This window comes from Brevirhabdus pacifica (genome assembly GCF_002797755.1).
Classification (GTDB): Bacteria; Pseudomonadota; Alphaproteobacteria; order Rhodobacterales; family Rhodobacteraceae; genus Brevirhabdus; species Brevirhabdus pacifica.
On sequence record NZ_PGFI01000012.1, the window covers coordinates 334,561 to 354,146 of the forward strand.

Below are 19,586 nucleotides of genomic sequence, written 5' to 3' on the forward strand. Positions count from 1 at the left end.
CATAAATCGTTTCATTGCCGCGTCGTCATGCGGCAAGATGGCCCCTAGCTAGGCACGATTCCCGCGCCTCGAACAAGGCGATACTCCGCCGCGTTGGGGGCCTCACGGACCCTCGCGGAAAGCTGATCGCCGCCCTCTTTCGATAGTGAAAAGAGGGAAATATACATCGGTACACCAGCCGGCCGTTACAACGCCACGGGATGCCCTGCACCCCGCCCTAATGATGCATACCGAGGGAATTGGCCAGAAATTTTGACCATTTGCACAGTTTGCACTTGGCGAAACGCTCAGCCTGCTGCATTATTTACAACCAAGGGGATAGCGACATGGCACATCGAAAGATGGCGCCCGTCGCAAGGAGATCATTAACCGTATGCCGCCGAATGCCACCTCGTTGCCTCTTGGCATCGTGATTCGAAAATCACCGGGCGTCACCCGCTGGGCGGCCTGGAACTGGAAGGCCGTTGCGGTTCTTCCGGGCGCCGGCCCCGAGTCGTGGAAGGAACTGCGCCGCGACGGCGAGACGGTGGAATATCACGCGGGCACCATCCGGCTGGAACTTCATCGCACCGATACAGAGGCTTACCTGACGACCCTCGCGGGGCGCACGCCCTCGGTCTGCGTCGTCATGCGCCCGACCGAAAAGCCCACGCCGCCCGCCAACCTCGAGGTTGTGTTCGTGACCGCGTCGGCCTTCGAGGCCCAGGATTACTGTGACAACGCCGAGGACATCGTCGAGCTGGTTCCAATGCCCGCCGGTCTTGTCGCTTTCGTTCAGGAATTCTGCGACACTCACCACGAAGAGGAGGTCTTCGTGAAACGTCGCCGCGACCGCATCCGCACCGACCGGCAGGAAAATGGCAAGGGCGACAGCCGCATCCGCCAGGTCTCGGACGTGTATCGCGCACCGCGCCGCGCCGCCAACGCCCCCACCGGGGCCGACACGGGGACGGACGGATGAGTGCGCGCGGAAACTTCTGGTCCCGCCGCAAGGCGGCCGTGCGTGCCGAGGAACAGGCCGCCGCCCGCGCCGAGCAGGAGCTGCGCGAAGCCCGCGAGCTGGCCGAACTGGAAAGCACTCAGGCCGAGAAAACCGACGAGGAATTGCTGGAAGAGCTGGGCCTCCCCGATCCCGACACGCTGGGCAAGGGCGCCGATTTCGCCGCCTTCATGGCCCGCTCCGTGCCCGACCGCCTGCGCCGCCGCGCGCTGCGCCGGCTTTGGCTGTCCGATCCCGTGCTGGCCAACCTCGACGATCTGGTGGATTACGCCGACGATTACACCGACGCGGCGACCTGCGTTGAGAACCTTCAGACCGCCTATCAGGTCGGCCGCGGCATGACCCGCCACGTGGAGGCGATGGAAGCCAAGGCCCGCGCCCTCGCCGACGCGCTTGAAAACCCGCAGGATGGCGACGAAGGCACAAAGGTCGCCGACGCCGCGTCTGCCGAGGGTTCGGAAAGCTCCAGCTCGCTCCGCCTGCCCGAGGCCGGGTCGCGCACCGCGGCCCATGGCTCGGCCGAGAATGCCCGCGCCCGGGGCCTCGCCCCCGAAACCGAGATGGAAGACGCGGCCCAGGAGATGGCCGAGGGCGACAGCCCCGAGGACATCGACGACGAGACCGCAGATGCGATGGCCGAGCTTCGGCCGCGCGACGCCTACACCCATGACGACGAAGGGATGAGCCCCGCCCCCCGGCGGCACATGCGCTTTTCCTTCGCCGAAACCGCGTCCCCCGCGGATGCCCATAGTTCGAAAGGCAGGTTCTGATGGCCGAAACCGCCCAGGAGATGATCGCGGAAGAGGATCGGCTGCGCGCTGATCTTTACGATTTTCTCGGTGTGCTGCTGGCAACGCCGCCGGACAAGGTGCTGTTGCAGAAGACCCGCGCCCTGTCGGGTGACGACAGCGAACTGGGCCAGGCGGTGCAATCGCTGGCGCGGCTGGCGGGGGCGACCTCTCCTTCCGTCGCCGAAGCCGAGTTCAACGCGCTCTTCATCGGCCTCGGCCGGGGGGAGCTGCTGCCCTATGCCAGCTACTACCTGACCGGCTTCCTGAACGAAAAGCCCCTCGCCGCCCTGCGCGGTGACATGGGGCGGCTGTCGATCATCCGCGCGCCCAACGTCTTCGAGCCCGAGGACAATATCGCCAGCCTCTTCGAGATGATGGCCGGTCTGATCACCGGCCGCTTCGGCGCCCCGGCCCCGGTCAGCGTGCAGAAGGATTTCTTCAACCGCCACCTCGGCCCCTGGGCCGGACATTTCTTCACCGATCTCGAGGGGGCCAAGAACTCGGTCTTCTATGCGCCCGTGGGCGCCGCCGGCCGGGCCTTCATCGAGATCGAGAAAGACGCCTTTCGCATGACCGCGGACTGATCCGCGACCACCGGGCCACGGCCCAAAGACAGGAGAATCCAGATGAGCAAAAGAACAGACGGCGAGAAAGCTAATCGCCGAAACTTTCTCAAGCTTGCTTCGGTTTCCGCCCCCGCCGCCGCGGCCGCCGTGCTGACCGGCACCCAGGCCGAGGCCGCGGATGCGCTCGACGACGGCAAGCGCGAGGGGATGCAGGATACGGCGCATACCCGCGCCTACTACGACAGCGCCCGTTTCTGACGGCCGTTCGGACCATTGGTTTCGGGCGTTGATGATGCCCGCGGCCGCCTTCATCGAAAACCCGGCAACCCGGACTTGGACCGGGAAGCTTATCGGAGGTAACAATGCTCAGGAAAAAGACCAGCGGGGTCGCCCGGCGCCCTCAGCGGACATCGCTCCTGTCCAATATTTCGGAAAAGGCCCTTGATCGCCGCGCATTCCTGCGCGGATCCGGTCTGGCCATCGGCGGTCTGGCCGCCATCGGCGCCACCGGCGGCACCGTCACCCGCGCCTCGGCCCAGCAGGCCGTGCAGGGTGCGGTCCAGACGGTGAAGTCGGTCTGCACCCACTGCTCGGTCGGCTGTACGGTCGTGGCCGAGGTCAACAACGGCGTGTGGGTCGGCCAGGAACCCGGCTGGGACAGCCCCTTCAACCTCGGTTCGCACTGCGCCAAGGGCGCATCGGTGCGTGAACATGCCCATGGCGAGCGTCGCCTGAAGTATCCGATGAAGAAGGAAGGCGGTCAGTGGAAGCGCATCAGCTGGGAGACGGCGATCAACGAGATCGGCGACGGCATGATGAAGATCCGCGAAGAGTCGGGGCCGGATTCGGTCTACTGGCTGGGATCGGCCAAGCACAGCAATGAACAGGCCTACCTGTTCCGCAAGTTCGCCGCCTACTGGGGCACGAACAACGTGGACCACCAGGCCCGCATCTGCCACTCGACCACCGTGGCGGGCGTTGCGAACACATGGGGCTACGGCGCCATGACCAACAGCTACAACGACATCCACAACTCCAAGGCGATCTTCGTGATCGGCGGCAACCCTGCCGAGGCGCACCCCGTCTCGCTGCTGCACCTTCTCAAGGCCAAGGAGCAGAACAACGCGCCGCTGATCGTCTGCGATCCGCGCTTCACTCGCACCGCCGCCCACGCTGACGAATACGTCCGCTTCCGGCCCGGTTCGGACGTGGCGCTGGTCTGGGGCATCCTGTGGCACATCTTCGAGAACAGCTGGGAAGACAAGGACTTCATCCGCACCCGCGTCTGGGGCATGGACGAGATCCGCGCCGAAGTTGCCCGCTGGACCCCCGAAGAGGTCGAGCGCGTCACCGGCACCCCCGGCAGCCAGCTGCGCCGCGTCGCCATGACCCTGGCCAACAACCGTCCCGGCACCGTGATCTGGTGCATGGGCGGCACCCAGCACACCAACGGCAACAACAACACCCGCGCCTACTGCATCCTGCAGCTTGCCCTTGGCAACATGGGCACCTCGGGTGGTGGCACCAACATCTTCCGCGGCCATGACAACGTTCAGGGCGCGACCGATCTTGGCGTTCTTGCCGATACCCTGCCCGGCTACTACGGCCTGGCGCCCGGCTCCTGGGCCCACTGGGCCCGCGTCTGGGAAGAGGATCTGGACTGGCTCAAGGATCGCTTCGCCGTCATGGAAGGCGCCGATGCCGACGGCAAGGACCGGATGATGATGAACTTCACCGGGATTCCGGTGAGCCGCTGGATCGACGGCGTGCTTGAGGATCGCGAGAACCTCGATCAGCCCGACAACACCCGCGCCATGGTTCTCTGGGGTCACGCCCCCAACTCGCAGACCCGTCAGAAAGAGATGAAGACGGCGATGGAGAAGCTGGACATGCTGGTCGTGGTGGACCCCTATCCCACCGTCTCGGCCGTGCTGCATGACCGCACCGACGGCGTCTACCTGCTGCCGGCCGCGACCCAGTTCGAGACCCGCGGCTCGGTCACGGCTTCGAACCGGTCGCTCCAGTGGCGCGATCAGGTCGTGGCACCGCTGTTCGAAAGCAAGCCCGACCACACCATCCTGCACATGTTCGCCGAGAAGTTCGGCTTTGCAGACCGCATGTTCCGCAACATCGCGGTCGAGGATGGCGAGCCCAACGTCGAGGACACCACCCGCGAGTTCAACCGCGGCATGTGGACGATCGGCTACACCGGCCAGTCTCCGGAACGCATGAAGCTGCACATGGAGAACCAGCACACCTTCGACCGCACCACGCTGCGCGCGGTTGGCGGCCCGGCCGATGGCGACTACTACGGCATGCCCTGGCCCTGCTGGGGAACGCCCGAGATGAAGCATCCCGGGACGGCGAACCTCTATGACCTGTCTCTGCCGGTGGCAGAGGGCGGCCTGACCTTCCGCGCGCGCTTCGGCGTCGAGCGGGACGGGCAGAACCTTCTGGCCGAGGGCGTCTACTCGGCGGGCTCGGAAATCCAGGATGGTTATCCCGAGTTCACCATGGCCATGCTGCAGGAACTGGGTTGGGACAAGGACCTGTCCGGCTACGAGCGCCGGGCGATCGAGTATGTCGCGGGCTTCCGCGACCAGCGTCCCGTCGCCGGCGAGGAAGAGGTCGGCGAGACCTCGCAGCAGGGTGAGATCCCGTCCGACTACAACGAGAAGGTCGGCGGCGTGAACTGGAAGACCGACCTTTCGGGCGGTATCCAGCGTGTCGCGATCGCCCATGGCTGCGCCCCCTTCGGCAACGCCAAGGCCCGCGCCGTGGTCTGGACCTTCCCGGATCCGGTCCCGCTTCACCGCGAGCCGCTCTACTCCAACCGCCGTGACCTGGTGGCCGACTACCCGACCTACGACGACAAGAAGTTCTGGCGGGTGCCGACCATGTACAAGTCGATCCAGGAGAAGGACTTCTCCGAGGATTATCCGATCATCCTCACCTCCGGCCGTCTGGTCGAATACGAGGGTGGCGGCGACGAGACCCGGTCCAACCCCTGGCTGGCCGAGCTTCAGCAGGACATGTTCGTCGAGATCAATCCCCGCGATGCCAACAACCTGGGCGTTCGCGACGGATCGCAGGTCTGGGTCGAAGGTCCTGAGGGCGGCAAGGTCAAGGTCATGGCAATGGTGACCGAGCGGGTTCATTCCGGCGTCGCCTTCATGCCCTTCCACTTCGGTGGCCACATGGAGGGCGTAGACCTGCGGGACAAGTATCCCGACGGTGCAGACCCCTACGTGCTGGGTGAATCGACCAACACGGCACAGACCTACGGCTATGACTCGGTGACCCAGATGCAGGAGACAAAAGCCACTCTCTGCAAGATCTGGGCAGCATAAGGAGAAATGAGAAATGGGAAGAGCTAAGTTTCTCTGTGACGCTGAACGCTGCATCGAGTGCAACGCATGTGTCACGGCGTGCAAGAACGAGCACGAGGTGCCCTGGGGCATCAACCGTCGCCGTGTGGTGACGATCCAGGACGGCAAGCCGGGCGAACGCTCGATCTCGGTGGCCTGCATGCATTGTTCGGACGCGCCTTGCATGGCCGTCTGCCCGGTGGATTGCTTCTACCAGGACGAGGAGGGCATCGTGCTGCACTCCAAGGATCTGTGCATCGGCTGCGGCTACTGCTTCTACGCGTGCCCCTTCGGCGCGCCGCAGTATCCCCAGGCCGGCAACTTCGGCAGCCGTGGCAAGATGGACAAGTGCACCTTCTGCGCCGGCGGCCCCGAGGCCGACGGCTCCACTGCCGAGTTCCAGAAATACGGCCGCAACCGGATCGCCGAGGGCAAGCTGCCCATCTGCGCCGAGATGTGCTCGACCAAGGCGCTGCTTGCCGGTGACGGCGACGTCGTCTCGGCGATCTACCGCGAGCGGGTCGTGGCCCGGGGCTTCGGCTCGGGCGCCTGGGGCTGGGGAACCGCCTATGGCCAGAAGGGCGGCTAAGCAGCCCTTCGCAAGAAAACGGGGCCGGGCATGTTCCGGCCCCCACCCATGACGGGGCGGGCATTCGCCCGCCCCGCGTCACATCCGACCCGCTGTCTTCCAAGGAACACATGATGCCGATGCTCCGCGCCCTGCTCACCCTCTTGACGGTCATCGTCCTGACCTCCACCGCGCCGGCCCCCGGCGTGGCCCAGGTCGTCCAGGACGGATACGTCATCGACAACCGCGAGAAGACGGGCGGTGCCCAGACCCTCGAGGACATCATCGCCCGCCAGAAGGGCGTGAAGATCGACGACAGTTTCCGCCGTAACGCCACCGGCGGCGGCGACACCGGCCTGCCCGAAACCGCACCCCTGGGCACGCTGGGCGGCGCCTCGGACCCCGAACTCTGGCGCGCCCTGCGCTACAACTCGGCCGATGTCATCGCCTCGTCCCGCACACCCGGCGCCACTGTCCTGGTGCAGGAGGGCGGCATGTGGTGGCTGGACTTCCGCGCCGGCCCGCTGCGCACCTACGGCGGCTGGCTGCTGCTGGGCACGCTGGGCCTGCTGGCGCTGTTCCTGCTGCTGCGCGGGCGCATCCGCATCGAAGGGCCGATCACCGGCGTCACCCTGCCCCGCTTCAACGGGTTCGAGCGATTCACCCACTGGATGACCGCCGTCAGCTTCGTGCTGCTGGGCATCTCGGGGCTGATCACGCTCTTTGGCCGCGTTGGCCTGATCCCCTATGTGGGCAAGGAAAACTACGCCGTTCTGGCCCAGGCTTCCAAATGGGTCCACAACAACGTCAGCTGGGCCTTCATGCTGGGGATCATCCTGATCTTCGTTCTGTGGGTCGTGGAGAATATCCCCAACCGGCATGACGTGAAGTGGCTGATGATGGGCGGCGGCATCTTCTCGAAGGGCAAGCACCCGCCCGCCAAGAAGTTCAACGCCGGTCAGAAGATGATCTTCTGGGCGGTGATCCTGCTGGGCGTCTCGGTCTCGGCCTCGGGGCTGTCGCTGCTGTTCCCGTTCGAGGTGCCGATGTTCGCGGCCACCTTCGCCTGGGTCAACGATCTGGGCCTGCCCCACTACCTGGGCATGGCGGACCTGCCCGGAACCCTTGCCCCGCACGAGGAGATGCAGTTCTCGCAGCTCTGGCACTCGATCGTGGCCTTCGTCTTCATGGCCGTGATCCTGGCGCACATCTACCTGGGAACCATCGGCATGGAAGGCGCGTTCGACGCCATGGGATCCGGTCGTGTGGAAAAGCAATGGGCCAAGGAACACCACTCCATCTGGTACGAGGAACTGACCGGCGAGGACGCACATGCGCCGGACCATCCTCCGCACGCCCCCACGCCTGCCGAGTGACATGAACGGTCGGCCCCGCATCCCGGCGCCGCTGGGCCGCCCCCACCAGGGGGCGCGCGCCGGCGGCTTGGGCCTTGCCACCCTCTGCGCCGGGCTGGTGCTGGGGGCGGGCATGGCGGGGGCGGCCGAATTCTTCACCCTCAAGGGCCACGGCGGCCCCGTGAAGGGCCTGGCCGAGGCCACCGACGGATCGGCCATCCTGACCGCCAGCTTCGACTATTCCGTGGGCCTGTGGCACGACGGCCAGCCCCGGTGGCTGGAAAAGCACCGCGCCGCCGTCAACGCCGTGGAATTCGCGGGCCCCGGCCGCGCGATCAGCGGCGGCGACGATTTCGATGTTATCCTGTGGGACCTGGACGCGCCGGCGGACGACGATCCGGGCAAGGTGCTGGGCCGTCACGCGGGCAAGGTCATCGCGCTGGACGTCAGCGCCGACGCCACCATGGCCGCCTCGGCCAGCTGGGACGGCACCGTGGGCCTCTGGCCCCTGCCCGCCCCCGGCGAGACCGCGTCAGGCGCCACCCGGGCGGGCCGCCTGTTGAAGGGCCACGACGCGGGCGTCAACGATGTCCTTTTTTCCGCTGACGGCAGTCGCCTCTACTCGGCCTCGGCCGACGGCACGATCCTGGTCTGGGACGTGGCCGCGGGGGAGCCCCTGCGCCAGCTGGTGCGCCACGGGTTCGGCGTCAATACAATGGTGTTGAACGAGGCCGAAGGCTGGCTTGCCTATGGCGCCGTCGACGGGGTGACCCGGATCGTCGATGCCACCACTGGCGACGAGATCGCCGATTTCACGCTTGAACGCCGCCCGATCCTGGCCATGGCGGGCGACCCCGGGTTTACGACTCTGGCCGTCGGCGACGGCGAGGGGTTCATCATGCTGATCGACACCGCCAGCTGGACGATCACCCGCGATTTCCGCGCCACGCTGAAAGGGCCGGTCTGGGCGCTGGCCTTCTCGGCCGACGGCAGCAGCATTCACGCGGGCGGCCTGGACGACGCGGCCTATTCCTGGCCGGTCGGCGCGCTGGACGAGCCCACCCAGATGGTCCGCGACGCGCGCAGCTTCCTGCGCCCCCCCGAAGAGATGAGCAACGGCGAGCGCCAGTTCCAGCGGAAATGCTCGATCTGCCACAGCCTGACCCCGGGCAGCGCCCGCCGTGCGGGCCCGTCGCTGGCGGGTCTGTTCGGGCGCCGCGCCGGAAGCGTCGCCGACTACAGCTATTCGCCCATCCTGACCGGATCGGACATCGTCTGGAACGACGACACAATCGACCGGCTCTTCGACATCGGGCCCGACCACTACATCCCCGGCAGCAAGATGCCGATGCAGCGCATCACCGGCGCCGGGGACCGGGCCGACCTAATCGCCTTTCTCCGTCACGCCACCGGGGCGGGAAGCATCAGCCAATTCAAGCAAGAGGACACCAAATGAAATCCTTCCTTCTGGCCCTGGTCGCCATCACCGCGATCGCCTGGGGCGCCAACGAGGCGCTGGAGCACGCCGGCTTCTCGACCCGCGAACTGACGACCGGCGCCGCCGTCCGCAACGGCTGAGCGATCCGGGGCGGGCGCCGGCGGCGCGCCCGCATCACTATTTCGCCCCCTGTTGGGCCTCATGGCCCGGCACGGGGGCATCTCGCCGCCTTCCCCCTCAACACAGCAGGCTCCAATGCGATCCGGCGAGGCCGAAAAGCCCCCCGCGGACGTTTCGCGGAATTTGTGCCAGATCAATGAATGGCCCTCCGCCGCGCGGCATCCTGTCTTCATCAAGCATCCGACTGATGGAGATTCGATATGTCCTACCGCACGATCGTCACCCTGCTGAATGACCCCGAGGCCCCCACAGGCGCCCTCGAAGCCGCGATTGCCCTGGCCAGTGCCCAGGACGCCCACCTGGACGTGATCTGCCTTGGCATCGACCGCACGGACCCCGGCCTTTACTACGCGGGCTCCGAGGCCATCGCCATCGGCACCGCCCAGCGCGAGGCCCGCGCCAACGCCGCCCAGCTTGAAGAGCGGGTGACCGAGCGCCTGGCCCATGAGTCCCTGCCTTGGGAGGTCCAGATCGTCACCGTTCACGAGAACGGTCTTTACACTTCGCTGACCGACCGGATGCGCTATGCCGACATGGCGGTCATGCCCACCCCCTACACCCCGCAAAGCCGGGGCGAAGAGGCCACCGCGGTCGAGGCCGCCCTCTTCGGTGCCGATATCCCCATCGTCATCGTCCCCGAGGGTCTCGAAATGCCTCCGCGGTTCAGCCGGGTGATGGTGGGTTGGGACGAAAGCGACCAGGCGCTTGCCGCCGTGCGCGCGGCCCTGCCCATCGTCACCTCGGCTGACGAGGTCGAGATCACCGTCATCGACCCGCCCCGCCGCGATGCCGATAGCCCCGACCCCGGCGGGCGCCTGGCACGGTTCATCGACCGTCACGGCGGCAACCCCGAGATCGCCGTGCTGGCCCGGTCCGAGCCCAACACCGCCAACATGCTCAACACGCGTGCCATCCAGGGCGGCTATGACCTGCTGGTGATCGGCGCCTACGGCCACTCCCGCCTGCGGGAGGCTTTCCTGGGCGGTGTAACCCGGGACATGCTGCGCGACGCCAAGGTGCCGGTCCTGCTGGCCCGCTGAGCACACGCGCACACGAACAGGTCCGTTCCCGGACAGTCGGGATGCCATCAGCTCTCGGGAACGGATCTGACAGGGCCAGACGCGAAGCGCGGCAAGATCGCGCGTCGCAGGGATCCTGTCACCAGGCCTCGCCAGCAATGGCGGGGCCTGGTCGTATCAGAGGCCGATGCGATCCAGCGGCAGCAACTCGTGCCCGGCTGCCAGAAGCGCCTGACGGACCAGCCGCGCCGTCTCGACCGCGCCCGGCCCGTCGCCATGCACGCAGATACTGTGGAACGGGGTCGCGATGACCTCGCCCTCGCGGGTCACAAGGCCGCCGGCCTCGACCATGGAGAGCACGTGGTCGCGGGCAGCCTCGGGGCTGTGCAGCACCGCGCCCGGCTGCGAACGCGGGCTGAGCTGGCCGTCGCTCTCGTAGCTGCGGTCGGCAAAAACCTCGAGCGCCACGCGCAGCCCCGCCGCGGCCCCGGCCTGGGCAAGCGCGCTTTCGGCCGGTGCCAGCAGGATCAGCGAGGGGTCCAGCCGCGCCACCGCCCGCGCCAGCACGTCGGCCATCGCCCGGTCGGCGCAGGCCATGTTGTTCATCGCACCGTGCGGCTTGACGTGGCGGATCGGCCAGCCCGCCGCCTGCCCCATCGCCGCCAGCGCCCCGACCTGGTAATGCACCAGCGCCTCAAGCTCCTCCTCGGGCAGGTGCATGGGGCGGCGGCCGAAACCGTTCAGGTCGGCAAACCCCGGGTGCGCCCCGATAGAGACGCCGGCGTCGCGCGCGGCCCCCACCGCGCGCCGCATCACCATAGGATCGCCCGCGTGCAGGCCGCAGGCCAGGTTGGCACTGTCGATGATCCCCAGCAAAGCCTCGTCGCTGCCCATCACCCAGGGACCGAAGCTTTCGCCCATGTCGGCGTTGAGGTTCAGCTGCATGCTCTTACCCTTCCTGCGGGGATGGCGTTTCCAGGTGGCCGGGGAAATGGTCGGTCCGGCTGACATCAATGATGCCGCTGATCAGGTTGGCCTCGTAAAGGGTGCGCAGGTCAAGCCGCCCCTCCGGCAGGGCCGGGCCGACGGCCACGGTCTGCGCCGCGATCCGGGCCAGGCTTTCGCGGTGGGTGCGGGCGATAGCCTCGGCCTCGTCCCGGGTGACGGCGGCAAAGCGTAGGCGGTCCCCCGGCACCATCCGCCCCAGCCGGGACAGATCGGCGCTGATCACCGTCGCGATCTTGGCATAGCCGCCGGTGGTCTGGGCGTCCGACAGCAGCACGATGGGCTGTCCGTTGCCCGGCACCTGGATCGCCCCCGGCGCTATGCCGTCCGAGATGATATCGGCGCCGCATTCGGGGCGATGTTCCAGCGCGGGCCCCTCCAGGCGCATGCCCATCCGGTCGGTCATCGGCGTGACCGTGTAATCGGCGCCCTGCAGGCAGGCATGGGCGGCCTGGGTGAAGTGGGCGTCCTGGGGGCCGGGCACGACCCGGATCGGGCCGCTTGCCGGAGCGGGCGGCGCGGCGAAGGTCAGATCCTCGGCCCCGGCGGCCGGACCCGGGCTGCCGACCCTCAGCCGATCGCCCTTGCGCAGGACCCGCCCCTCCAGGCCGCCGAAGCCCGCTTTGAGGAAGGTCGAGCGGCTTTCCAGCACGCGCGGCACCTCGATCCCGCCGGCGATACCAAGCAGCGCCGTTCCCCCGCCCAGGGGCGGATCAAGCCGCAGCACCTCACCCTCGGCGAGGGTGGTGGCGGTCCAGGGGCGCAGCAGGCGCAGAACCTCCTCGTCACTCTCGCGCGTGACACGGCCCTGGAGGTTGCCGCCGGTCGCGACCCGCACCTTGCCGCCGCGCACCCGCAGCGCCGGGGCCACCAGAGCCAACTCCAGCGCCTCGGTCCCCTCGGGGTTGCCCAGCAGCGCGTTCAACAGAAAGAGGCTGTCACGGTCCAGCACGCCGCCACGGGGCACGCCCTGGGCGCGCCCGCCGCGAAAGCCGGTATCCTGGACCATGGTGCGTGGTCCGGGGCTGAGGATCTCGATCTCAGGCATGGGGCTGTCCATCCGTGCGAAATTCATCCGGGTCGAGTTCGCCCGCCCGGGCGCGTTCTGCCAACGCATCGAAAGCGGCCCGATCGACGGGTCGCAGGTGCACAAGGTCGCCACTGGCCAGCAGCGCCGGGCGCGCCCACGCGATGTCGAATAGAGGCACCGGGCAGCGGCCCAGTATGTGCCAGCCGCCGGGGCTTTCCCAAGGGTAGATCACGCATTGGCGGTTGGCGATGGCGACGGAGCCGGCGGGCACGCGGGCACGCGGCTCGGTCCGGCGCGGCAGACCCAGCTCGGGCGCGAGGTCGCCCATGAACGGCAGCCCCGGCAGGAACCCGAGGGCGTGGACGGAAAGAGGCGCGGCGGTCATGCCGTCGATCAACGCCTCGCGGCTGATGCCGAGGGTCGCGGGAAGCTCGGCCAGGTCGGGGGCGACCTCTTCGTCGAAAAGGCAGGGCAGCGACCAGGCACGGCCCGCCCCACCCTCGCCCGCATCCGTGTCCTTCAGAAGCGGGTGCACGAGGCCGAGCAGCGCCTCCTGCCCCGTCAGCAGCGGATCGTAGTAGAGGGTGACCGACCGGAAGGCGCCCGCCACTTCCTCAAGGCCCGGCAGCTGGCCGGAGGTGCGGGCGTGGTCCAGCGCCTCGCAGGCCCGGGCCACCAGCGCCGAGGCGGCCGCGCCCGGACCGGGCGCCAGTTCCAATGTCAAAGCGGTGTCGCCCAGGGGGCGGATCGAGAGGATATCCACGGCAGCTTTCCCGACAAGGTTCCCCCCATCGCATAGCCTCTGGTCATCCGGATTGCCAGCGCCCGGGGCCGCGTGGATCGGCCCCGTGTCTGGAGGGGAATTGTGGAACAGAAGACGGGCCGGCCCGGTCCGGCGCTACGAAGACCCAGGCGTCGGCCTAGTGCAGACGGCCGCCGCTATCCTCGCCCTCATCAGGCTCAGGCAGATCCTCGTTCTCCTCGCGCTGGGAGGGCACGGCGTAGGAGCCGTTGAACCAGCGCGCGAGGTCCAGATCCGCGCAGCGGCGGGAGCAGAAGGGGCGATACTTGGGATCGGTCTCGGCGTGACAGATCGGGCAGCTCATCCGACAATCTCCATCGGGACGGGACAACGCTCGCGCTTGCGCTGCAATTCAAAATGGCCCAGCGGGGTCCAGCCGACAAGGGCCGTCTCGACCGGGTCGGCGCGGAAGGCGGCGCGCAGGCATTGTTCGATCTGGCGGCGGTCCTTCTTGGGGGACGGCGCGAAATCGATCGTGATCTGACCCGAAAGACCCCGCAGGCGCAGCGCCTTCGGCAAGGCTCGGGCCGCGGCCATGTTGGCCTTCAGCGCCGCCGCCGGAGAGGTGTCGCCGCCGGTGTTTACGTCGACGGCGATCAGCGCGCGGGTCGGCTCGACATAGATCGAGGCGCCGCCGGACAGGCGCAGGTGATCGGCGCCGTCGATGGCCAGCGCGTCCAGCACGCCGTGCAGCTCGAACCCGCCCTCCTGCTCGACCACCTGATCGGGAAGCGGGTCGGCCCAGTCGCGCCAGGCCAGGTGATGGGCGTCGGGCGCATCCAGCAGCAACTCGGCCTCGGGGCCTTCGGCATCGCCGGAGACGGCCAGCGCCAGGCGCACGGTCTCGTCGATGTCGAGGGCGATCTCCTCCTCGGTGGCGTGGGCGGCGGCACTGCGCAGAATGAGGCCCAGCCGCGCGGTCAGCGCGCCCTCGCCAGCCTCGGCATCCGTATCGGCCTGCTCACCGGGGCCAAGATCCTCCTCGACGGCGGCGACCACCTCATGGGCAATAAGCAGCAACCGGTCGCGCAGTTCCTCGTCACGGATGGAACGGGCGACGTTGATGCCGGGCTTGCCGGGGGTGACGATGACATTGCGGCTTTTGAAGATGGGCAGCGGCGCGACCGGCGCGGCCTTGCCCGGCTCGGCATAGCCGGTGACCTGCACCAGAAGGGCATCCCCCGGGCGCAGACCCTTGGTCTGGCGCAGGAAAGCGGTGCCGCCGGGGATGCGGACGATCATGCTGCCCTGTCCCTTCAGGGGACGGTCGAGGATGCCGCGAAACACCGCGCCGGGCGCGGGCGGGGCGTCGGCGGGCGGATCGATCAGGAAATCCTCAAGCCGACCGTCGACCATCAGGGCGGCAGCGGCGCGCCCTTCCAGGCGGTCCAGGATGACGACGCGTCCCTTCATGGGGCCTCCGGCTGGGTTTGGGGTCGGGGAAGGTAGCCGGCGGCGCGCAAAAGCCCCGCGGTCTCGGCCAGCGGCAGACCGACGACACCGGTAAACGAGCCGCTGATCCACGGGATCAGCGCACCCGCCGGGCCCTGGATGCCATAGGCACCGGCCTTGCCCTGCCAGTCGCCGGTGGCGAGGTAGGCATTCAGTTCTTCGTCGGAAAGGCGTTTCATGCGGACGGTGGTAACGACATCGGCCTGCCACATCCGCGTGCCCCACCTCAGGGCGACCGCGGTGATGACCTTGTGCCGGCGCCCCGAGAGGGCCAGCAGAAACTCTGCCGCCTCGCCGGCCGTGGCAGGTTTGCCCAGGATCCGGCGGCCGAGGGCCACGGTGGTGTCGGCGCAAAGCATCAGCTCGTCGTCGGCAAGGGTGCCGGCGGCGGCCTTCTCGGCGGCCATGCGCGCGCAATAGGGGCGCGGCAGCTCGGCGCGGTGGGGCGTCTCGTCGATGTCGGGCGGGCGGACGGCATCGGGTGTGATGCCGATCTGCGCCAACAATTCAAGCCGGCGCGGACTGCCCGAGCCGAGAACCAGTTTCACGGCGCTTACTTGAAACGGTAGTTGATACGACCCTTGGTCAGGTCATAGGGGGTCATCTCGACCTGCACCTTGTCGCCGGCAAGAACACGGATACGGTTCTTGCGCATCTTTCCTGCCGTGTGCGCGATGATCTCATGGCCGTTCTCAAGCTCGACCCGGAATGTCGCGTTCGGCAGGAGTTCCTTCACGACGCCGGGAAATTCGAGCAGTTCTTCCTTGGCCATGGTCACTCCTGTTTTGCATCCCAAAGTCGGGACGTGCACTAAATGCGCTCAATGAGCGATCTTTTCAAGGCTGGATCGTCGGAATGCCAATTTTGTTTGCGTTCCGGCAAAGGGGCGCCGTCGGCGGCCCCAAAGGACCGGCCCCGCCCTGCCCCCATGACCCGCGTGACCCGCGTCACTGCCCCGGGCGGTCCTTGGCGCCCGCGCCGGGCCGGGCCGAAGGCTTGGCGGCTCCTGCCGGTCCCGCCGCGCGGTCCGGGGGGCCGAAGCGGGTCAGGATACGTTCGCGGATCTGGTCGCGTGTCTGGCGATAGGCGTCCAGCTTCTCGTCGCGCCGGGTGCCCAGGCCCGTGGGGTCCAGCACCGGCCAGTATTCCACCTCCAGGTGGCAATAGCGCGTCATCTCCAGCGCCAGGCGCTGGCTGGCCGGGGAGAGCGCGACGATCAGCTCGAATCCCGACAGGTCATCGCCCCACTGCTGCATCTCGTCGAAACTGCGCGAGCGGTGACGCTCCAGCTCGACCCCGATCTCACGACAGACCGCGACCGAGAAGCCGTCGACCTCCATCTCGCTGTGCACGCCGGCGGACTGGACGTAGGATTCGCGGCCGAAGAATTCCTTCATCATCCCCTCCGCCATCGGCGAGCGCACCGCGTTCTGGTCGCAGCAGAAGAGAACCGATGAGGGAAGCCGCGCCATCCTATCCGCCGAAATGAAGGACGCAAATCAGGGTGAACAGCCGGCGCGAGGTGTCCGTGTCGACCTCGGCCTTGCCTTCCAGCCGCTCCTGGAGGATGCGCGCGCCCTCGTTGTGGATGCCGCGGCGGGCCATGTCGATGGTCTCGATCTGGTTGGTCGGCAGCTTCTTGACCGCATCGAAATAGCTTTGGCAGATCTGGAAATAATCCTTCACGACCTGGCGGAAGGGCCCCAGCGACAGGTGAAACTCGGCCGCCTTGCTCTCGTCTTCGGTTTGCAGGTCGAAGACCAGACGGCGGTCGCGGATCGCAAGATTCAGCCGGTATGGACCGGGCGGGGCCTCGCGCCCCTCGCGACCGGGCAGGCTGAAGCGGTTGGCCTCCAGCAGATCGAAGATGGCGACGCGCCGCTCCTGCTCGATCTCGGGGGTGGGGGCCGGCAGGTTGCTGTCGTCGATCTCGACATGGATCAGGCGATCGGTCATTGCCCCGCCCCGTTCAGCCGATCAAGCCGCAGGCGCACCGACAGGCCGTGCGCCTCAAGGCTTTCCGAGCGCGCCAGCGTTTCGGCCGCCGGGCCGATCGCGCCCAGGGCTTCCGGCGACATCCGCGCCAGGGTGGTGCGCTTCATGAAGTCCAGCACCGACAGCCCCGACGAGAAGCGCGACGAGCGCGCGGTCGGCAGCACGTGGTTCGGGCCGCCGATGTAGTCGCCGATCGCCTCGGGCGTCCAGGCGCCGATGAAGATCGCGCCGGCATGGGTGATCCGGGCCGCCAGCGCATCGGCGTCGGCGACGCAAAGCTCCAGGTGTTCGGGCGCGATGCGGTCCGAAAGCTCGGCCGCCTGGGCCAGGTCGCGCACGGTGATGACCGCGCCGTAATCGCGCCAGCTTGGGCCGGCGATGGCGCGCCGCTCCAGCGTCTCGAGCCGCGCCTCCACGGCGCGGGCGACGGCTTGGCCGAAAGCTTCGTCATCGGTGATCAGGATCGACTGGGCCGATTCGTCATGCTCGGCCTGGCTGAGCAGATCGGCGGCGATCCAATCGGGGTCGTTGTCTCGGTCGGCGATGACCAGGATCTCGGAGGGGCCGGCGATCATGTCGATGCCCACCTTGCCGAAGACCCGGCGCTTGGCGGCGGCCACGAAGGCGTTGCCGGGGCCGGTGATCTTGTCGACGGGCCGCACGGTGGCCGTGCCATAGGCCAGCGCCGCGATCGCCTGTGCGCCGCCGATGCGATAGACCTCGTGCACGCCGGCCAGACGCGCCGCCAGAAGCACCAGCGGGTTCACCGCCCCGTCCGGCGTCGGCACCGTCACCACCAGACGCCCGACGCCCGCGACCTGGGCCGGGATCGCGTTCATAAGGACCGAGGACGGATAGGAAGCCAGCCCCCCCGGCACGTAGAGCCCCGCCGCCGAAACCGGCGACCAGCGCCAGCCCAGCGTCGCCCCCGCCTCGTCGGTCCAGCTTTCGTCGCGCGGAAGCTGGCGGTCGTGATAGGCGCGGATGCGCGCCGCGGCCAGCTCCAGCGCCGCGCGCTCGGCCGCGGGCACCTGGGCGCAATATGCGTCGATCTCGTCATCGGTGAAGGCCAGGGTATCGGGCGTCAGCTGAAGGCGGTCGAACTTGGCCGTCAGCTCGACCAGGGCCTCGTCGCCGCGCTGGCGCACGTCGGCGATGATCGCCGCGACCGTGTCGTCCACGTCCGGCGCATCCTCACGCTTGGAGCCGAGAAGAGCCTGGAAACGAGCCTCGAACCCCGGTTCGCGTGCATCGAGAAATTGGGGCATGAACTTATTCCGGGTGGCTTGGGGCGCGGCCGGAGGGGGCCGCATAGGGGCGCGTCACGTCGCGCAGCAGGACGGACAGGCATTCGACATCCAGCGCCAGCGCGCCGTCGCCGGCCAGGGTCAGGACGACGCGGCCCGCGCCATCCTCGCCCGGCTCGAACTCGACCGAGAGAACCGAAAGGATGACATCGCGGTCATGCGGGTCGACACCCTGGCTCGAAACCTTCAGCACGTCGCTGAAATGCAAAACGCTCTGGACCCGCTCGGCGGTGCGGCGGCGGCCGGCGCCCGGCCCCGCCTCCCAGCGGAACCGGTTGACGAGCAGTGCAAATTCGCGCCGCGACGCCCGCCAGGCGATTTCCGAGGCGGGAAAGACCGCGTCCTGAACCAGGGTCGAGATGACCTTCAGATCCTCGGCATCCTCGGCGCCCAGTCGCAGGGGCGCCTCGTCGGCGTCCTCGAAACGTGCGTCCTCGCTCATGATTCCCGGATCCGTTCCACCTGTGCTCCGCATGCGGCCAGCTTCTCTTCCAGCTTCTCATATCCGCGATCCAGGTGGTAGACCCGGCGAACCACGGTCTCGCCCTCGGCGGCAAGACCCGCCAGGATCAGCGAGACGCTGGCCCGCAGGTCGGTCGCCATCACCGGCGCACCGCGCAAGCGCTCGACCCCGTGGACGACGGCGGTGCCGCCGTGCACCTCGATATGGGCGCCCATACGTTGCAGTTCGGGGGCGTGCATGAAGCGGTTCTCGAAGATCTTCTCTTCCAGGCGGCTGGTGCCCTCGGCGGTGCAAAGAAGCGCCATCATCTGGGCCTGAAGATCGGTGGGGAATCCGGGGAAAGGCTCGGTCGTCACGTCGACCGCCTGCACCCGGTCGCCCCGGCGGCGCACTTTCAGCCCCTCGTCGGTCTCGGTCACGTCGATGCCGGCGGCGTCCAGCTTCTCGACGAAGGCCTCGACCAGGTCGAGGCGACCGCCCAGAAGCTCGACCTCGCCGCCGGTGAAGGCGGGGGCCAGCATGTAGGTGCCCAGCTCGATCCGGTCGGTGACGACGGGATGGGTCGCGCCCGACAGACGGTCAACGCCCTGCACGGTGATGGTTGAGGTGCCGTCGCCTTCGATCTGCGCGCCCATGCGGCGCAGGCAGTCGGCCAGATCGACGATCTCGGGCTCGCGGGCAGCGTTGTTGATGACGGTGGTGCCCTTGGCCAAGGTCGCCGCCATCAGCACGTTCTCGGTCGCGCCGACGGAGACCAGCGGGAAGTCGACCGTGCCGCCCTTCAACCCGCCCGGGGCCTTGGCATGGACGTAGCCGTCGCGCAGCTCCAGCTCGGCGCCCAGCGCCTCGAGCCCCTTGAGGTGCAGATCGACGGGGCGCGCGCCGATGGCACAGCCGCCCGGCAGCGAGACCACGGCCTGGCCGTCGCGGGCCAGCATCGGGCCCAGCACCAGGATCGAGGCGCGCATCTTGCGCACGATGTCATAGTCGGCGGTGTGGCTGGTCATGTCGTGGGAGGACAGCGCCAGGACCTTGCCGCCCTGAAGCGCGGTCACCTCGGTGCCCAGCGACTGGAGCAGCTGGGTCATGGTCTTGATGTCGCTGAGACGCGGAGCGTTGGTCAGGGTCAGGGGCTCTTCGCTGAGCAGCGTCGCCGGCATCAGCGTGAGACAGGCGTTCTTGGCGCCGGCAATGGGAATGCGGCCGCGAAGCTCGGCCCCGCCTTTGATCAGAATTGCGTCCATGGG

22 protein-coding genes are annotated in these 19,586 nt (G+C 68.0%); 10 read left to right on the forward strand and 12 right to left on the reverse strand.

Annotated elements, in window-relative coordinates; all coding sequences use genetic code 11:
- The first annotated feature begins 409 nt into the window (after positions 1-409).
- The 10 genes from CLV77_RS11045 (at position 410) to CLV77_RS11085 (ending at position 10,306) form a co-directional block, all read left to right on the forward strand.
- Entirely contained in the window at positions 410-961 is a 552-nt protein-coding gene (locus CLV77_RS11045; RefSeq protein WP_335625427.1) for a DUF3305 domain-containing protein, read from the forward strand.
- Complete coding sequence (locus tag CLV77_RS16910; RefSeq protein WP_076980515.1) at positions 958-1,770, forward strand: DUF3306 domain-containing protein; 813 nt, start codon at positions 958-960, stop codon at positions 1,768-1,770. The genes CLV77_RS11045 and CLV77_RS16910 overlap by 4 nt, the downstream gene beginning before the upstream one ends.
- Positions 1,770-2,375, forward strand: a complete 606-nt coding sequence (locus CLV77_RS11055) for a TorD/DmsD family molecular chaperone (protein WP_076980514.1) — start codon at positions 1,770-1,772, stop codon at positions 2,373-2,375. The genes CLV77_RS16910 and CLV77_RS11055 overlap by 1 nt, the downstream gene beginning before the upstream one ends.
- 42 nt (positions 2,376-2,417) lie before the next feature.
- On the forward strand, positions 2,418-2,615 hold the full coding sequence (locus tag CLV77_RS11060) for a twin-arginine translocation pathway signal protein (RefSeq protein WP_076980513.1): 198 nt from the start codon (positions 2,418-2,420) through the stop codon (positions 2,613-2,615).
- Between the two features lie 104 nt (positions 2,616-2,719).
- Positions 2,720-5,707, forward strand: a complete 2,988-nt coding sequence (locus CLV77_RS11065) for a formate dehydrogenase subunit alpha (RefSeq protein WP_076980512.1) — start codon at positions 2,720-2,722, stop codon at positions 5,705-5,707.
- Between the two features lie 13 nt (positions 5,708-5,720).
- Entirely contained in the window at positions 5,721-6,314 is a 594-nt protein-coding gene (gene fdh3B / locus CLV77_RS11070) for a formate dehydrogenase FDH3 subunit beta (RefSeq protein WP_076980511.1), read from the forward strand.
- Between the two features lie 119 nt (positions 6,315-6,433).
- Complete coding sequence (locus CLV77_RS11075) at positions 6,434-7,669, forward strand: formate dehydrogenase subunit gamma (protein WP_076981169.1); 1,236 nt, start codon at positions 6,434-6,436, stop codon at positions 7,667-7,669.
- A gap of 1 nt (position 7,670) precedes the next feature.
- Complete coding sequence (locus tag CLV77_RS11080; protein WP_083707934.1) at positions 7,671-9,104, forward strand: c-type cytochrome; 1,434 nt, start codon at positions 7,671-7,673, stop codon at positions 9,102-9,104.
- The gene (locus CLV77_RS16865) at positions 9,101-9,226 is read left to right on the forward strand and encodes a hypothetical protein (protein WP_257787318.1); all 126 of its coding nucleotides are present in this window, start codon (positions 9,101-9,103) and stop codon (positions 9,224-9,226) included. Before CLV77_RS11080 ends, CLV77_RS16865 begins: the two co-directional genes overlap by 4 nt.
- Before the next feature lie 240 nt (positions 9,227-9,466).
- Positions 9,467-10,306 carry a universal stress protein gene (locus tag CLV77_RS11085; protein WP_076980510.1) on the forward strand — a complete coding sequence of 280 codons (840 nt, stop codon included), beginning with the start codon at positions 9,467-9,469 and terminating at the stop codon, positions 10,304-10,306.
- A 156-nt stretch (positions 10,307-10,462) separates the two neighbouring features.
- On the opposite strand, the gene CLV77_RS11090 is transcribed toward CLV77_RS11085, so the two are convergent.
- The 12 genes from CLV77_RS11090 to murA all read right to left on the reverse strand — a co-directional run bounded on the left by CLV77_RS11090 (position 10,463) and on the right by murA (position 19,583).
- Positions 10,463-11,230, reverse strand: a complete 768-nt coding sequence (locus CLV77_RS11090; protein ID WP_076980509.1) for a LamB/YcsF family protein — start codon at positions 11,228-11,230, stop codon at positions 10,463-10,465.
- A gap of 4 nt (positions 11,231-11,234) precedes the next feature.
- Entirely contained in the window at positions 11,235-12,338 is a 1,104-nt protein-coding gene (locus CLV77_RS11095; protein WP_076981167.1) for a 5-oxoprolinase subunit C family protein, read from the reverse strand.
- A complete protein-coding gene (locus CLV77_RS11100; protein ID WP_083707831.1) occupies positions 12,331-13,083 on the reverse strand; it encodes a 5-oxoprolinase subunit B family protein in 753 nt (250 codons plus the stop codon). The genes CLV77_RS11095 and CLV77_RS11100 overlap by 8 nt, the downstream gene beginning before the upstream one ends.
- A 157-nt stretch (positions 13,084-13,240) precedes the next feature.
- Entirely contained in the window at positions 13,241-13,426 is a 186-nt protein-coding gene (locus tag CLV77_RS11105) for a DNA gyrase inhibitor YacG (protein WP_076980508.1), read from the reverse strand.
- Entirely contained in the window at positions 13,423-14,535 is a 1,113-nt protein-coding gene (locus CLV77_RS11110; protein ID WP_076980507.1) for a ribonuclease E/G, read from the reverse strand. The genes CLV77_RS11105 and CLV77_RS11110 overlap by 4 nt, the downstream gene beginning before the upstream one ends.
- Complete coding sequence (locus CLV77_RS11115; RefSeq protein WP_076980506.1) at positions 14,532-15,122, reverse strand: Maf family protein; 591 nt, start codon at positions 15,120-15,122, stop codon at positions 14,532-14,534. The genes CLV77_RS11110 and CLV77_RS11115 overlap by 4 nt, the downstream gene beginning before the upstream one ends.
- 5 nt (positions 15,123-15,127) lie before the next feature.
- Entirely contained in the window at positions 15,128-15,346 is a 219-nt protein-coding gene (gene infA / locus CLV77_RS11120; RefSeq protein ID WP_007205486.1) for a translation initiation factor IF-1, read from the reverse strand.
- 175 nt (positions 15,347-15,521) lie between these two features.
- Entirely contained in the window at positions 15,522-16,046 is a 525-nt protein-coding gene (locus CLV77_RS11125) for an arsenate-mycothiol transferase ArsC (protein ID WP_083707830.1), read from the reverse strand.
- 1 nt (position 16,047) lies between these two features.
- Complete coding sequence (locus CLV77_RS11130; RefSeq protein WP_076980505.1) at positions 16,048-16,530, reverse strand: UPF0262 family protein; 483 nt, start codon at positions 16,528-16,530, stop codon at positions 16,048-16,050.
- A complete protein-coding gene (gene hisD, locus CLV77_RS11135) occupies positions 16,527-17,837 on the reverse strand; it encodes a histidinol dehydrogenase (RefSeq protein WP_076980504.1) in 1,311 nt (436 codons plus the stop codon). The genes CLV77_RS11130 and hisD overlap by 4 nt, the downstream gene beginning before the upstream one ends.
- A 4-nt stretch (positions 17,838-17,841) precedes the next feature.
- The gene (locus tag CLV77_RS11140) at positions 17,842-18,318 is read right to left on the reverse strand and encodes a DUF2948 family protein (protein WP_076980503.1); all 477 of its coding nucleotides are present in this window, start codon (positions 18,316-18,318) and stop codon (positions 17,842-17,844) included.
- Positions 18,315-19,583, reverse strand: a complete 1,269-nt coding sequence (murA, locus tag CLV77_RS11145) for a UDP-N-acetylglucosamine 1-carboxyvinyltransferase (protein WP_076980502.1) — start codon at positions 19,581-19,583, stop codon at positions 18,315-18,317. The genes CLV77_RS11140 and murA overlap by 4 nt, the downstream gene beginning before the upstream one ends.
- Positions 19,584-19,586 lie beyond the last annotated feature (3 nt).

Coding starts and splice junctions, on each gene's coding strand:
- CLV77_RS11065 (WP_076980512.1), top strand. CDS start 2,720: ATGCTCAGGAAAAAGACCAGCGGGGTCGCCCGGCGCCCTCAGCGGACA.
- CLV77_RS11060 (WP_076980513.1), top strand. CDS start 2,418: ATGAGCAAAAGAACAGACGGCGAGAAAGCTAATCGCCGAAACTTTCTC.
- hisD (WP_076980504.1), bottom strand. CDS start 17,837: ATGCCCCAATTTCTCGATGCACGCGAACCGGGGTTCGAGGCTCGTTTC.
- CLV77_RS11095 (WP_076981167.1), bottom strand. CDS start 12,338: ATGCCTGAGATCGAGATCCTCAGCCCCGGACCACGCACCATGGTCCAG.
- CLV77_RS11075 (WP_076981169.1), top strand. CDS start 6,434: ATGCTCCGCGCCCTGCTCACCCTCTTGACGGTCATCGTCCTGACCTCC.
- CLV77_RS11105 (WP_076980508.1), bottom strand. CDS start 13,426: ATGAGCTGCCCGATCTGTCACGCCGAGACCGATCCCAAGTATCGCCCC.
- CLV77_RS11055 (WP_076980514.1), top strand. CDS start 1,770: ATGGCCGAAACCGCCCAGGAGATGATCGCGGAAGAGGATCGGCTGCGC.
- CLV77_RS11130 (WP_076980505.1), bottom strand. CDS start 16,530: ATGACCGATCGCCTGATCCATGTCGAGATCGACGACAGCAACCTGCCG.
- fdh3B (WP_076980511.1), top strand. CDS start 5,721: ATGGGAAGAGCTAAGTTTCTCTGTGACGCTGAACGCTGCATCGAGTGC.
- CLV77_RS11090 (WP_076980509.1), bottom strand. CDS start 11,230: ATGCAGCTGAACCTCAACGCCGACATGGGCGAAAGCTTCGGTCCCTGG.
- murA (WP_076980502.1), bottom strand. CDS start 19,583: ATGGACGCAATTCTGATCAAAGGCGGGGCCGAGCTTCGCGGCCGCATT.
- infA (WP_007205486.1), bottom strand. CDS start 15,346: ATGGCCAAGGAAGAACTGCTCGAATTTCCCGGCGTCGTGAAGGAACTC.
- CLV77_RS11085 (WP_076980510.1), top strand. CDS start 9,467: ATGTCCTACCGCACGATCGTCACCCTGCTGAATGACCCCGAGGCCCCC.
- CLV77_RS16865 (WP_257787318.1), top strand. CDS start 9,101: ATGAAATCCTTCCTTCTGGCCCTGGTCGCCATCACCGCGATCGCCTGG.
- CLV77_RS11080 (WP_083707934.1), top strand. CDS start 7,671: ATGAACGGTCGGCCCCGCATCCCGGCGCCGCTGGGCCGCCCCCACCAG.
- CLV77_RS11140 (WP_076980503.1), bottom strand. CDS start 18,318: ATGAGCGAGGACGCACGTTTCGAGGACGCCGACGAGGCGCCCCTGCGA.
- CLV77_RS11110 (WP_076980507.1), bottom strand. CDS start 14,535: ATGAAGGGACGCGTCGTCATCCTGGACCGCCTGGAAGGGCGCGCCGCT.
- CLV77_RS16910 (WP_076980515.1), top strand. CDS start 958: ATGAGTGCGCGCGGAAACTTCTGGTCCCGCCGCAAGGCGGCCGTGCGT.
- CLV77_RS11125 (WP_083707830.1), bottom strand. CDS start 16,046: ATGGCGCGGCTTCCCTCATCGGTTCTCTTCTGCTGCGACCAGAACGCG.